The organism is Actinomycetospora straminea (genome assembly GCF_028737255.1).
GTDB lineage: Bacteria > Actinomycetota > Actinomycetes > Mycobacteriales > Pseudonocardiaceae > Actinomycetospora > Actinomycetospora straminea.
The window spans coordinates 146832-159379 of the sequence record NZ_JAQZAN010000009.1 but is presented as its reverse complement, the minus strand read 5'-3'; the positions used below and the strand labels follow the sequence as shown (position 1 = coordinate 159379).

Below are 12548 nucleotides of genomic sequence, written 5' to 3'. Positions count from 1 at the left end.
CTCACCCGGGGACCTTGTCGAGGAAGCCGTGGACGCGGGCCAGCCGCCCGTCGTCCGCGACCTCCGCGACGTCGAACCCGATCACGACGGGCTCGGCACCGGCCGGGCCGAGGTGCCAGGTGAAGCGCACGACGTCGTGGTGCGCGTCGAGCACGTCGCCGGGCGAGAACACCAGGCCCGCGAACTGCTCCTGCGCGCCGGCGATCAGCGCGTCGACGCCGTCGTGACCGCGGACGTCGGCGAGCGGGTCGACGTAGCGCGCGTCGGGGGTGAAGACCGCGGCGATCGCCTCGCGGCGCGCAGCCGGGTCGGTCGCGTTCCAGGCGGCGAGGTAGCGGTCGACGAGCGTGGTGGTGTCGGTGGCGGTCATGAGGTCCTCCTCGGGTCGGTGACGGGAGGAAGCCTGGGCGCCCCGCGGTAGGCGGGTCGATGACCTCGTGGGTCATGGACGATCAGACCTCCACGGCCGAGGCTCGTGGCGTGACCCCCGACGAGATCGTCGCCGCCATGCCCTTCGCCGCGGGCCTCGGCATCCGCCTGGAGACCGCCGGTCCCGACGAGACCGTCGCCGTGCTGCCCTGGTCCGACGCGCACACCACCGCGGGCGGGCTGCTGCACGGCGGTGCGCTGATGGCGCTCGCGGACACCGCCGGCGCCGTCTGTGCCTTCCTCGGCCTCCCGCCGGGCGCGCGGACCGCCACCACGGAGTCGGGCACCCACCTCTTCCGCGCCGTGGCGGGGTCGGCGGTCCGGGCGACCGCCCGGCCGGTGCACGCCGGGCGTACCCAGGTCGTCGTGCAGACCGACCTCACCGACGACCGCGGCCGCCTCGTGGCGCGGACGACCCAGACGCAGGCGGTCATCCCGGGCTGAGCGCGCTCCCGGTGGACGGAAGCCGACGACCCGGGGCGACGCCGGAGACGCCACGCTCAGCGCCGCGAGCACCCGGCGACCCCGGTCCGGGCGCCGTCGGCGACCCGGAGGCACCGATGCCCCAGACCACGGACCGTCAGCCCACCCTGCTCCTCGTCCACGGCGCCTGGCACGGCTCCTGGTTCTGGGACCCGCTGCGGGCCGAGCTCGACGGGTTCGACGTGCGCACCGTCGACCCGTCCAGCTGCCGCAACGACCCCGAGGCGCTGGGCGACCTGCACGCGGACGCCGAGACGGTGCGGGCCGCGCTGGAGGCGATCGACGGGCCGGTGGTCGTGGTCGCGCACTCCTACGGCGGCCAGCCGGTGAGCGAAGCCGCCGGGTCCACGGTGGTCCACATCGTCTACCTGTGCTCGTTCTTGCTCGACGCCGGCGAGTCGCTGCTCGGCGCGGTGGGCGGGACCCCGCCGCCGTGGTGGGAGGTCCACGAGACCCACATCGTCGCGCGGACGCCGGAGGAGGTCTTCTACAACGACCTCGACGAGGCGACCGCGACGGCGGCGGCCGGGCGCCTGGGGCTCCTGAGCCGGGCCGCCACCGAGCAGCCGCTGACCCGCGCCGCCTGGCACGACGTGCCGACCACCTACGTCGTGTGCGACCGGGACGCGGCCATCCCGCCGTTCGCCCAGGAGGCCATGGCCGGGCGCGCCGGCACCGTCGTGCACGTCGACGCCGGACACTCGGCGGCGGTGTCGCAGCCGGCCGAGGTCGCCGCCATCGTGCGCCGGGCCGCGGGTAGCTGACGCCGGCTGCTCGAGGCGGGTCAGCCCTCGAGCACCTCCTCGTCGTCCCCGCGCGATCCGCGGCGCTTGAGGAACGAGAAGCCCGGGATGCCGTCGATGGCCTGGCGCAGGTCCTTGGTGACGTCGAGGAGCTCGTGCAGGTCCGGTCCGACGCGGTCGAGGGTCGCGAGGATCGGCATGATGTCGGCGACCATGTGCTCGGTGAACTGCGGCATCTGGTCCACGAGCTTGATCGCCGCGTCGACCTCCTCCGGGCTGAGCTCGTCGATGAACTTCCCCGCGAGCGGCGCGCCCTGCTCGAGCATGGGGCGGTAGAGGTCGAGCAGCTCCTGCGCCGAGCGGCTGGTGGCGCCCGCGCCCTCGACGATGTCGCGGGCGCCCGAGGTGATCTCCCGGGCGTCGCCGACGACGCCCTCGGCGCCGCTGGTGATGCTGCGGGCGGAGTCGACGACCTCGCTGGCCCCGCTCGTGATCGAGCGCGCCGAGGTGACGACCTCGTCGGCGCCGGCGGTGATCGACCGCGCCGAGCCGACCACCTCGTCCGCGCCGCTGGTGATGCGCCGGGCGGACTCGACGACCTCGCTGGCCCCGCTCGTGATGCCGCGCGCCGAGCTGACCACCTCGTCGGCGCCCGTCGTGATCTTGCGGGCGGACCCGACGACCTCCTCGGCGCCCGCGGTGATCGAGCGCGCGGAGCCCACGACCTCCTCGGCGCCGCTGGTGATGCTGCGCGCCGACCCGACGACCTCGTTCGCGCCCTCGGTGATCCGCCGGGTCTCGCCGAGCACGCCGTCCACGCGCTCCATGACCCCGTCGACGCGCCCGACGATGACGTCCGCGCGGTCGACCAGGCCGTCGACGCGGTCGGCGAGCTGCCCGAGCACGCCGACCAGCCGCGTCACCTCGTCGAGCAGCGCGTCCACCCGCCCGGGCAGGCGGGCGCCGACGTCGACGACCTCCCCGACCCAGCCGACCACCTCGCCGGGCGTGGGCACCGAGAGCGGACCGAGCCGAACCAACGCCATGCCCCCACTGTGCCCGCCCGTCGGCGATCCACGCCCCGGGGACGGCGACTTACGGCGAGCGGAGGAGCAGCAGGGCGTAGGCGGCGAGCGTCTGGGCGTCGGTGATCTCGCCGCTGCGCACGCGGTCCTCGAACTCCGCGCGCGTGACCCACGCGAAGCGCATGTCCGCCTCGGTGTCCTCGCGGTCGGGCTCGCCGGCGGTGAGGTCGGTGGCGAGGAAGGCGCGCCCGCGCTGCGAGGAGACGCCGGGCGCGACGTCGAGCAGCCCGAGGTAGGTCCAGGTGGCCGCGGTCAGGCCGGTCTCCTCGGCGAGCTCGCGCTCGGCGAGCGCCCGGGCGGGCATCGCCGCGCGGTCGGGGGCGGTGCCCTGGACGAACTCCCAGCGCCGCAGCCCGATCGGGTAGCGGTACTGCTCGACCATGGCCAGGCGGTCCCCGTCGAGGGCCACGACCAGCGCGTAGTCCGGCTTGTCGATCACGCCGTACAGCCCGTCGGACCCGTCGGGACGGCGGAAGGTGTCCTCGCGCAGGACCATCCAGGGGTTGGCGTAGACCTCGCGGCTGCTGGTGGTCACGGGGTGCTCCACGGCGCCGCATCCTGCCCTCCTACGCTCGGCGCCGTGCGTCTCGTCATCGCCCGGTGCACCGTCGACTACGACGGCCGCCTGACCGCGCACCTGCCCAGCGCGCTGCGGCTGCTGCTGGTCAAGGCGGACGGGTCGGTCAGCGTCCACGCCGACGACCGGGCCTACAAGCCGCTGAACTGGATGAGCCCGCCGTGCTGGCTCACCGAGAGTCCGGGCATCTGGACGGTGAAGAACAAGGCCGACGAGACGCTGACGATCACCCTCGAGGAGATCCAGCACGACTCCAGCCACGAGCTCGGCGTCGACCCCGGGCTGGTCAAGGACGGCGTCGAGGCCCACCTCCAGGAACTGCTCGCCCAGCACGTCACGACGCTGGGGGAGGGCTGGACGCTCGTGCGCCGCGAGTACCCCACCGCGATCGGGCCGGTCGACCTGCTCTGCCGCGACGACCGCGGCGCGTCGGTGGCCGTGGAGATCAAGCGCCGCGGGGAGATCGACGGCGTCGAGCAGCTGACCCGCTACCTCGAGCTGCTCAACCGCGACCCGCTGCTCACGCCGGTGGCCGGGGTGTTCGCCGCGCAGCAGATCAAGCCGCAGGCCCGGACGCTCGCCACCGACCGCGGCATCCGCTGCGTCACGCTCGACTACGACGCCCTGCGCGGCGCCGAGGTCGACGAGTTCCGCCTGTTCTGATGCTCCCGCGTCTGCGGCGCGCCGTCGGCCGCCGGATGGGACGGGTGCGCCGGCACCTGCCCGCCGAGGTCGACGGTGAGTGCGTCTTCTGCCGGATCGTCGAGGGCCGGGGCGAGGCGAGCGTCGTCGCGACGTCCGACCGGGCGGTGGCGTTCCTCGACCTGCAGCCGCTGACGCGGGGCCACGTGCTGGTCGTGCCGCGCGCGCACGTGGCACACCTCGCCGAGGTCGACGACGCCGACGGGGCGGCGGTGTGGTCGCTGGCCCGGCGGGTGGCGGCGGGGCTGCGGGCCGCGGGGCTCGCCGACGGGGTGAACCTGCTGCTCGCCGACGGCGCGGTGGCCTGGCAGACGGTGTGGCACGTCCACCTGCACGTCATCCCGCGGCGCCGCGGCGACGGCCTGCGCCTGCTCGCGGCCTGGACCCGGCCGGACCGCGGGCGCCTCGACGCCACCGCCGAGCGGGTCCGCGCGGCCCTCGGGTGATCGAAGGACCGATACGGACACCGGGTGTCAGCGACGGCACGTCGCTGACACTTCTCGGCAGTCGCGCCTGACCGCTACTGACCCGTAGCCTCCACGCATGACGAGCACCCGCGACGCGGCCACGGTGCCCGCGACGAGCCAGGACGCCGGTCAGCAGGACACCTTCGACTCGCTCGACCCGCGCTCCGGCGAGGTCATCGCCTCCTACCCGCGGCACACGCCCGCGCAGGTCGAGGAGAAGGTCGCCCGCGCTCGGCGGGCCGCGCGGTGGTGGACCGACCTCGGGTTCCGCGGCCGCTCGCACAAGCTCGCCGCGTGGCGCCAGCTCATCGACCGCCGCCGCGACGAGCTCGCCGCCGTCGTCAGCCGCGAGACCGGCAAGCCGATGGACGACGCGCGCATCGAGGGCATCCTCGCGCTCGACCACCTGCACTGGGCCGCCACGCACGCCGAGAAGGTGCTCGGGCCGCGCAACGCCGCCGCCGGCCTGCTGATGATCAACCACAAGGCCACCGTCGAGTACCCGGCGCTGGGCGTCGTCGGCGTGCTCGGGCCCTGGAACTACCCGGTGTTCACGCCGATGGGCTCGATCGCCTACGCGCTCGCGGCCGGCAACACCGTCGTGTTCAAGCCCAGCGAGCTCACCCCCGGCGTCGGGCAGTGGCTGGTCGACAGCTTCGCCGAGGCGGTCGGTGAGGACGCCGTGTTCCAGCTGGTCACCGGCGAGGGCGAGACCGGCGCCGCCCTGTGCCGGGCGGGCGTCGACAAGGTCGCGTTCACCGGCTCGACGGCCACCGCCAAGAAGGTCATGGCGACCTGCGCGGAGACGCTGACCCCGGTGCTCGTCGAGTGCGGCGGCAAGGACGCGCTGCTCGTCGACGCCGACGCCGACCTCGACGACGCCGCGGCGGCCGTGGTGTGGGGCTCGATGTCCAACGCGGGCCAGACCTGCGTCGGCGTCGAGCGCGTGTACGTCGTGGAGGCGGTGGCCGAGGACCTGCTCGACCGGGTCGCGTCGCGCGCCGCGCAGGTGCGCCCGGGCGGCGCGCCGGACTCCCAGTACGGCCCGATCACCATGCCCTCGCAGCTCGGCGTCATCTCCGGGCAGATCGACGACGCGCTGACCCGCGGCGCCCGCGCGGTCGTCGGCGGGCGCGAGTCGGTCCGCGCCCCGTACGTCGACCCCGTGGTGCTCGCCGACGTCCCCGAGGACTCCTCGGCGGTCACCGACGAGACCTTCGGCCCGACGGTCGTCGTCAACCGGGTGCGCGACATCGACGAGGCCGTCGAGCGCGCCAACGCCTCGCGCTACGGGCTCGGCGCCTCGGTGTACGCGAAGGCCCGCGGGCACGAGATCGCCCGGCGGCTGCGCGTCGGGATGGTGTCGGTCAACGGCGTCATCGCCTTCGCCGGCATCCCGTCCCTGCCCTTCGGGGGCGTCGGCGACTCCGGGTTCGGGCGCATCCACGGCGTCGACGGGCTGCGCGAGTTCACGCGCCCGCTGGCGATCTCCGAGCGCCGCTTCCGCAGCGTCAACGTCATGACGTTCGACCGTCCCGGCTGGGTCGTGACGGTCCTCGCGCGCCTGGTCAGCGTGCTGTACGGGCGGCGCGGTTAGGAGCTGACGCTCCGCCGACGCACGGTCGGGCGACTCGATCTACCGGCGCACCACCGGCGTCGGGCAGGCTCGGCACGTGACCGAGATCCCCGCCGCGGCGACGGTCGACCGGCTGCACCGGCGCGACCGGTGAGCGCAGCCGGCGGGGACCCGAAGCGGTGGCTCGTGCTGGTCGCCATGACCGGCTCGCTGTCGATGATCATGCTCGACCAGACCGTCGTCTCGGTCGCGCTACCGACGATGGGGCGGGAGCTGTCGCTGGACCCCGCCGCCCAGCAGTGGGTGGTCAACGCCTACGTGCTCGCCCTCGCGGCGCTGGTCGCACTGGGCGGGAAGGCCGCCGACCTGCTCGGCCCCCGGCGGGCGTTCCGGTCCGGGGTGACCCTGTTCTTCCTCGCGTCCGTGGGCTGCGGGCTGGCGCCGGCGGGCCCCGCGGGCGAGGCGGTGATCATCGCCTGCCGAACGCTGCAGGGGGCGGGCGCGGCGCTCATGGTCCCGGTGTCCGGGTCGATCGTCATCGCGGCGTTCGGGCCGAGCGAGCGCGGCCGCGCCATGGCGATCTACGCCGGCATCAGCCAGGTGTTCGTGGCGCTCGGACCGCTCATCGGCGGGCTGCTCACCGAGTACGTGTCCTGGCGGGCGGTGTTCTTCCTCAACGTGCCGGTCGGGATCGCGACGCTGGTGCTCGTGGCGGTCGCCCCGGTCCCGGGCGAGCGCGTCCCCGGCACCACCGTCCGACCCCTCGACGTCGTGCTCGTGGTGGTGGGCCTGGCGGTGACGACGGTCGCGATCCAGGGCGCCGGGGCCCTGGGCCTCTCGACGCCGGTGCTGGCCCTGCTCGTGGTCGGCCTCGCGGCGACGGGGTGGTTCGTCGTGCGGCAGCTGCGCGCCCCGGACCCGCTCATCCACGTGCGCCTGTTCGCCGACCGGGCCTTCACCGGCGCCGCCGTCGTCATGGGCCTCGTCCAGTTCGGGCTGCTCGGTCTCGTGCTCTACAGCTCGATCTACCTGCAGGAACTGCTGGCGTTCGGCCCGATGAGCGCGGGGCTCGCGGTGCTGCCGCTGATCCTGCCGCTGACCCTCGCCGCGCAGGTCGGCGGGCGCTGGTACGACCGCGCCGGGGTCCGTGGTCCGGTGCTCACCGGGCTGGTCCTCTGCGCGGTGGGCACGGTCGCGTGGCTGCTCGCGCTCCCGGGCCTGGACTACGTGCTGCAGACGCCGGGGATGGCGCTGGTCGGCGTGGGTCTCGGGCTCACGCTGTCCCCGACGACCACCGACGCCCTCGCGCGGGTCGCCGCCACCGAGCGCACCCAGGCCTCCGGCGTCGTCCAGACCGTCCGCCAGCTCGGCGGCACGCTCGGCATCGCGGTGATCGGTGCCGTGGTCATCGCCGCCGACGACGACCTGCCGGGGCGCACGGCCGCGCCGTCCGGGATCGCCGCCGGCTACGGGGTCGCGGCGGGCGCGTTCGTCCTCGCGGCGCTGGTCGGGGCCCTGCTCCTGGCCCGTCGGGCGCCCGGACCTACCGGAACGGTCAAGTTACCCGCTGGTACGAACCCCTCTGCCGGACCCGGGTGAGACGCCGCCACGCATGGCAGGATCGCGCCGGACAACCGTCGTCGGCAGGAAGGGCACGACGTGGCGCGCGAATTCGCCCGGGTCGGAGTGGTCGGTCTCGGCACGATGGGGGCCGGGATCGTCGAGGTGTTCGCCCGGGGCGGCATCGAGGTCGTCGCGGTGGAGGTCGACGAGGCGTCGGCCGCCCACGGGCGCGAGACCCTCGAGGCGTCGACCCAGCGCGCCGTCGACCGCTCGAAGATGGCCGCCGACGACCGCGAGGCCCTGCTCGGCCGGGTGCAGGTGACGACGAACCTCGACGACGTCGCCGACGTGGACCTCGTCGTCGAGGCCGTGCCCGAGCGCCTCGAGCTCAAGGCCGAGGTGTTCGCGGCGCTGAGCAAGGTGTGCGGCCCGGAGACGATCTTCGCGTCCAACACCTCGTCGCTGTCGATCACCGAGCTGTCGGTGCGCACCGAGCGCCCGCACCAGGTCGTCGGCATGCACTTCTTCAACCCCGCGCCGGTGCAGAAGCTCGTCGAGGTCGTGCGCACCGTGGTCACCGACCCCGAGGTGCTCGCCGACGTCACGAACCTCGCGGTGACGCTCGGCAAGAGCCCGGTGGTGTGCGGCGACCGCGCCGGCTTCATCGCCAACAACCTGCTCTTCACCTACCTCAACCAGGCCGTCGGGATGTTCGAGTCCCACTACGCCGGGCGCGAGGACCTCGACGCCGCCATGCGCTACGGCTGCGGCTACCCCATGGGCCCGCTGGCGCTGATGGACCTCATCGGCCTCGACACGGCCTACGAGATCCTCGACACGATGTACCGGCAGTCGCGCAACCAGCGGCACGCGCCGGCGCCGATCCTCAAGCAGATGATCACCGCCGGGCTGCTGGGTCGGAAGTCCGGGCGCGGCTTCTACACCTACGCCGCCCCCGGCTCGCCCGAGGTCGTCGCCGACAACCTGACCCCGCCGCCCCCGGGCGAGGAGGGCGACGGGCAGCGCCCGGTGCAGACCGTCGGCGTCGTCGGCACGGGCACGATGGCCACGGGCATCGCCGAGGTCTTCGCGAAGTCCGGCTACGACGTCGTCGTCCGCGCGCGCACCGAGGCCAAGGGCGAGGGCGTGGTCGCCGGCATCCGGAAGTCGCTGGAGAAGGCCGTCGTCAAGGGCAAGCTGTCCGAGGAGGCGCGCGACCAGACGCTGGCGCGGGTCCGCCCGACCACGAGCTTCGACGACCTCGCCGGCTGCGACCTCGTCGTCGAGGCCGTCGCCGAGGACCTCGAGGTCAAGCAGGCCGTGTTCGGCGCGCTCGACGACGTCGTCAAGCCCGGCGCGATCCTCGCGACGACCACCTCGTCGCTGCCGGTCGTGGAGTGCGCGGCGGCCACCCAGCGCCCCGACGACGTCGTCGGCATGCACTTCTTCAACCCGGCGTCGGTGATGAAGCTCGTCGAGATCGTCAGCCCGATCACCACGGCGCCCGACGTCACCGCCACGGTGCGGGCGGTCACCGCGAAGATCGGCAAGCACCCGGTGCTCTGCGGGGACCGCGCGGGCTTCATCGTCAACGCGCTGCTCTTCCCGTACCTCAACGACGCGACGGCGATGCTCGAGGCCAACTACGCCACGGCCGACGACATCGACTCGGCGATGAAGAACGGCTGCGGGCTGCCCATGGGCCCGTTCGCGCTGCTCGACGTCGTGGGCCTGGACGTGTCGCTCGCCATCGAGCGCTCGCTCTACCAGGAGTTCCGCGTCCCGGGCTTCGCGCCGGCGCCCCTGCTCGAGCACCTGGTGACCGCGGGACGTCTCGGCCGCAAGACCGGCCAGGGCTTCCGGGACTACCAGAAGAAGTAGGCGTGCCCCGCCGCTCCCGGCGTCCTCCGCGCTCCGCCCGCCCCGCACCGGCGTCCCCGCCGCTGCGGGGCGGCTGGGTGCGCGACGAGGACGGCTGGACCGTGCGCTCGGTCAGCGGGACGGCGGCGACGAAGACCTACGTCTGCCCGGGCTGCCACCAGGACATCCCGCCCGGCACGCCGCACGTCGTGGCCTGGCCCGCCGACGAGCCGGAGGGCACCGTCGAGCGGCGGCACTGGCACACGGGGTGCTGGCGCCGGGCCCGCCGCTCGTGACGGGCCGCTCCTAGCGCGTGGGGGCGGCGCTGCGCTGCTCGGGCGCGGCCGCGCCGCCGAGGCCGCCGGTGGAACCGGTGGTCCCGCCGGCCCCGCCCGACCCGCCGGCCCCGTGGCTGCCGTTCCCGTTGCCGCCGGTGCCCCCGCCGACGCGCTCGGCGTCCTGGGGACCCGCGGGCCGGGGCCCGGTCGCGGGTGCGCCCGCGGCGGGCGGCTCGGGGAGGACGGGTCGGCCGTCGGGGCCGCCGGTGCCGCTGCCCTCGTCGGGGAACGCGTCCATCGCGGGCAGCGCGCCCAGCGCCGCCCGCAGGGTGGCGAGCTGCTGGCCGACGCGGTCGCGCAGGCGCCGCAGCTCGGCGACCTCGGCGTCGGCCTCGCGCAGGCGACGGCGGGCCTCCTCGGCCGCGTCGTGGACGTGCTTCTCGGCGCGCTCCTTCGAGGCGTGCTCCTCGGCCTCGAGCTGGCGCATGGCCTCGCGCCGACGCGCCGCCATCGCGACCGCGAAGTCGTGCTCGACCTGCTCACGGGTCGCGCGGCCCTCGGCGTCGAGCCGGTCGCGCTCGCGCTCGGACTCCTGGCGCAGGCGGGCGGCCTCGGCGCGCGCCCCCTCCATCACGCCCCGGTGCTCGTCCTCCATGTCGCGGCGCCGCTGCTCGTTGTCGGCGATCCCGCCGTCGTAGCGGGTGCGGGCCTCCGCGGCCTGGGCCTCGGCCTGCTCGTGGACCTCGCGGGCCTGGCGGTGGGCCTCGTCGAGCGTGGCGCGGGCCTGCTCCTCGGCCTGCTCGACCGTGCGGCGGGCGCGCTCCTCGGCGTCGGCGACCGTCGCGCGGGCGTGCTCGTCGGCCTGCTCGACGGTGCGGCGGCCGTACTCGTCGGCGCTGTGGCGGGTGCGGCGGGCGTACTCGTCGGCGTCCTCACGGACCCGGCGGGCCGCCTCCGCGGCCTCCTCGCGCATCGCGCGCGTCTCGTCCTGCGCCAGCCTCAGCATCCGCTGGAGGCGCTCGGAGAGCCCCTCCATGGTGTCCGGCGGCGCGGACAGCCGGTCGACCTGGGCGCGGAGGTCCTCGACGTGCGCCCGGTGGTGGTCGAGCGCCCGGGCGAGCTCGGTCGCCTGGTGCACGGCGGCGTCCCGGTCGGCCGTGAGGATGCGCAGGTCCGCCTCGACGCGGTCGAGGTGCTCCTCGACCTGACCGCGGTCGTAACCGCGGCGCACGACGTCGAAGCCGGTCCCCAGCGGCAACAGTTCGTGCTCGTCAGAGGGCATGCGGCTCACGGTACCGGCGGGACCGGGGGCCAACCACGGACGGGTGACCGACACGCGGCCACCCGTCCGTGCGACACGCCGGGGTCGCGGAGGGCGTCACTCACACCCCGCGGAAGCGGTTGATGCCGTCCAGGTGCTGCTCGCGCTTGGCCGTGTCCGTGACGCCGAGGCCCTCCTCGGGCGCGAGGCACAGGACGCCGACCTTGCCCTGGTGGCTGTTGTGGTGCACGTCGTTGGCGGCCTCGCCGGTCTCGTGCAGCGGGTAGACGCGCGACACGGTCGGGTGGATCTGGCCCTTCGCCACGAGGCGGTTGGCCAGGTAGGCCTCCTTGTAGTTGGCGAAGTGCGACCCGATGATCCGCTTGAGGTTCATCCACAGGTAGCGGTTGTCGTACTGGTGCATGAAGCCCGAGGTCGACGCGCAGGTGACGATCGTGCCGCCGCGCCTGGCGACGTAGACGCTCGCGCCGAAGGTCTCGCGGCCGGGGTGCTCGAAGACGATGTCCGGGTCGTCGCCGCCGGTCAGCTCACGGATGCGCTGGCCGAACCGCTTCCACTCGCGCGGGTCCTGCGTCTCGGGGTCGGACCAGAACTTGTAGCCCTCCTCCGAGCGGTCGATGATCAGGTCGGCGCCCATCTTCCGGCAGATCTCGGCCTTCTCGGGGCTGGAGACGACGCAGACCGGGGTCGCGCCGCCGTTGAGGGCGAACTGCGTGGCGTACGAGCCGAGGCCGCCCGAGGCGCCCCAGATGAGCACGACGTCGCCCTGGGTCATGTTCGCGCCGTGCGGGGAGACCAGCTGGCGGTAGGCCGTGGAGTTGACCAGCCCGGGGGAGGCGGCCTCCTCCCAGGTCAGGTGGTCCGGCTTGGGCATGAGCTGGTTGGTCTTGACCAGGGCCAGTTCGGCGAGGCCACCGAAGTTGGTCTCGAAGCCCCAGATGCGCTGCTCGGGGTCCATCATCGTGTCGTCGTGGCCCTCGGGGGCCTCGAGCTCCACTGACAGGCAGTGCGCGACGACCTTGTCGCCGGGCTTCCAGGCGTGCACGCCCTCGCCGGTCTTGAGCACGACGCCGGCGAGGTCGGAGCCGACCACGTGGTAGGGCAGGTCGTGGCGCTTGGCCAGCGGCGAGATCCTGCCGTAGCGCTTGAGGAAGCTGAACGTCGAGACCGGCTCGAAGATCGAGGTCCAGACGGTGTTGTAGTTGATGGCGCTGGCCATGACGGCCACCAGCGCCTCGCCCGGTGCCACCTCCGGGGTGGCGACGTCGTCGAGGTGCAGCGACTTGCGCGGGTCCTTCTCCCGCGAGGCCATCCCCTCGAACATGTCGGCCTCGTCGGCGTGCACGGTGATCCCCTTGTACGACTCGGGGACCGAGAGCCCGGCCAGGGCGGCGGTGTCGTCGGCGAGGATGGCGTCGCGGATGTCCTGCACTTCTTGCCTCCGGGTCTGGTGCGGTGGCGCGAGGCTACCGACCGGTAACGGCCGCGGGGACCGGGGTGTGA

General features: G+C 74.3%; 13 protein-coding genes. 8 read left to right on the top strand and 5 right to left on the bottom strand.

The features are described from left to right. Position 1: 1 nt before the first annotated feature. On the bottom strand, positions 2–370 hold the full coding sequence (locus PH190_RS14465; RefSeq protein ID WP_274232222.1) for a nuclear transport factor 2 family protein: 369 nt from the start codon (positions 368–370) through the stop codon (positions 2–4). 110 nt (positions 371–480) lie between these two features. On the opposite strand from PH190_RS14465, the gene PH190_RS14460 reads away from it, so the two are divergent. Together PH190_RS14460 and PH190_RS14455 are read left to right on the top strand one after the other, a co-directional pair. Then, complete coding sequence (locus tag PH190_RS14460) at positions 481–873, top strand: PaaI family thioesterase (protein WP_274232221.1); 393 nt, start codon at positions 481–483, stop codon at positions 871–873. Between the two features lie 116 nt (positions 874–989). Then, entirely contained in the window at positions 990–1676 is a 687-nt protein-coding gene (locus PH190_RS14455) for an alpha/beta hydrolase (protein ID WP_274232220.1), read from the top strand. 20 nt (positions 1677–1696) lie between these two features. Here the strand turns inward: PH190_RS14455 and PH190_RS14450 are convergent, their stop codons facing one another. Both PH190_RS14450 and PH190_RS14445 read right to left on the bottom strand, forming a co-directional pair. Further along, complete coding sequence (locus tag PH190_RS14450; RefSeq protein ID WP_274232219.1) at positions 1697–2701, bottom strand: methyl-accepting chemotaxis protein; 1005 nt, start codon at positions 2699–2701, stop codon at positions 1697–1699. Positions 2702–2750: 49 nt separating this feature from the next. Then, positions 2751–3236, bottom strand: coding sequence for an NUDIX domain-containing protein (locus tag PH190_RS14445; protein ID WP_274232281.1), 486 nt, complete (start codon positions 3234–3236; stop codon positions 2751–2753). A gap of 84 nt (positions 3237–3320) precedes the next feature. Here PH190_RS14445 and nucS point away from each other — a divergent pair, with 84 nt between their 5' ends. The 6 genes from nucS to PH190_RS14415 all read left to right on the top strand — a co-directional run bounded on the left by nucS (position 3321) and on the right by PH190_RS14415 (position 9781). Beyond that, positions 3321–3980: an endonuclease NucS gene (gene nucS, locus PH190_RS14440; RefSeq protein ID WP_274232218.1), complete on the top strand. Its 660-nt coding sequence runs from the start codon at positions 3321–3323 to the stop codon at positions 3978–3980. Next, on the top strand, positions 3980–4465 hold the full coding sequence (locus PH190_RS14435) for an HIT family protein (RefSeq protein WP_274232217.1): 486 nt from the start codon (positions 3980–3982) through the stop codon (positions 4463–4465). Before nucS ends, PH190_RS14435 begins: the two co-directional genes overlap by 1 nt. 97 nt (positions 4466–4562) lie before the next feature. Next, positions 4563–6083 carry an aldehyde dehydrogenase family protein gene (locus tag PH190_RS14430; RefSeq protein ID WP_274232216.1) on the top strand — a complete coding sequence of 507 codons (1521 nt, stop codon included), beginning with the start codon at positions 4563–4565 and terminating at the stop codon, positions 6081–6083. A 129-nt stretch (positions 6084–6212) separates the two neighbouring features. After that, positions 6213–7661, top strand: coding sequence for an MFS transporter (locus tag PH190_RS14425; protein ID WP_274232215.1), 1449 nt, complete (start codon positions 6213–6215; stop codon positions 7659–7661). Positions 7662–7721: 60 nt separating this feature from the next. Further along, positions 7722–9506: a 3-hydroxyacyl-CoA dehydrogenase family protein gene (locus PH190_RS14420; RefSeq protein WP_274232214.1), complete on the top strand. Its 1785-nt coding sequence runs from the start codon at positions 7722–7724 to the stop codon at positions 9504–9506. A 2-nt stretch (positions 9507–9508) separates the two neighbouring features. Further along, positions 9509–9781 (top strand): hypothetical protein, encoded by a 273-nt coding sequence (locus tag PH190_RS14415; protein WP_274232213.1) that lies wholly within the window; start codon positions 9509–9511, stop codon positions 9779–9781. Between the two features lie 10 nt (positions 9782–9791). Here the strand turns inward: PH190_RS14415 and PH190_RS14410 are convergent, their stop codons facing one another. Continuing rightward, a complete protein-coding gene (locus PH190_RS14410) occupies positions 9792–11045 on the bottom strand; it encodes a DivIVA domain-containing protein (RefSeq protein WP_274232212.1) in 1254 nt (417 codons plus the stop codon). 100 nt (positions 11046–11145) lie between these two features. Next, positions 11146–12477 carry a crotonyl-CoA carboxylase/reductase gene (ccrA, locus tag PH190_RS14405; protein ID WP_274232211.1) on the bottom strand — a complete coding sequence of 444 codons (1332 nt, stop codon included), beginning with the start codon at positions 12475–12477 and terminating at the stop codon, positions 11146–11148. Positions 12478–12548 lie beyond the last annotated feature (71 nt).

What these genes read in the sequence shown, in the direction of transcription:
- PH190_RS14465 (WP_274232222.1), bottom strand. Translation starts at nt 370, where the DNA reads ATGACCGCCACCGACACCACCACGCTCGTCGACCGCTACCTCGCCGCC.
- PH190_RS14455 (WP_274232220.1), top strand. Translation starts at nt 990, where the DNA reads ATGCCCCAGACCACGGACCGTCAGCCCACCCTGCTCCTCGTCCACGGC.
- PH190_RS14450 (WP_274232219.1), bottom strand. Translation starts at nt 2,701, where the DNA reads ATGGCGTTGGTTCGGCTCGGTCCGCTCTCGGTGCCCACGCCCGGCGAG.
- PH190_RS14445 (WP_274232281.1), bottom strand. Translation starts at nt 3,236, where the DNA reads ATGGTCCTGCGCGAGGACACCTTCCGCCGTCCCGACGGGTCCGACGGG.
- PH190_RS14435 (WP_274232217.1), top strand. Translation starts at nt 3,980, where the DNA reads ATGCTCCCGCGTCTGCGGCGCGCCGTCGGCCGCCGGATGGGACGGGTG.
- PH190_RS14430 (WP_274232216.1), top strand. Translation starts at nt 4,563, where the DNA reads ATGACGAGCACCCGCGACGCGGCCACGGTGCCCGCGACGAGCCAGGAC.
- PH190_RS14410 (WP_274232212.1), bottom strand. Translation starts at nt 11,045, where the DNA reads ATGCCCTCTGACGAGCACGAACTGTTGCCGCTGGGGACCGGCTTCGAC.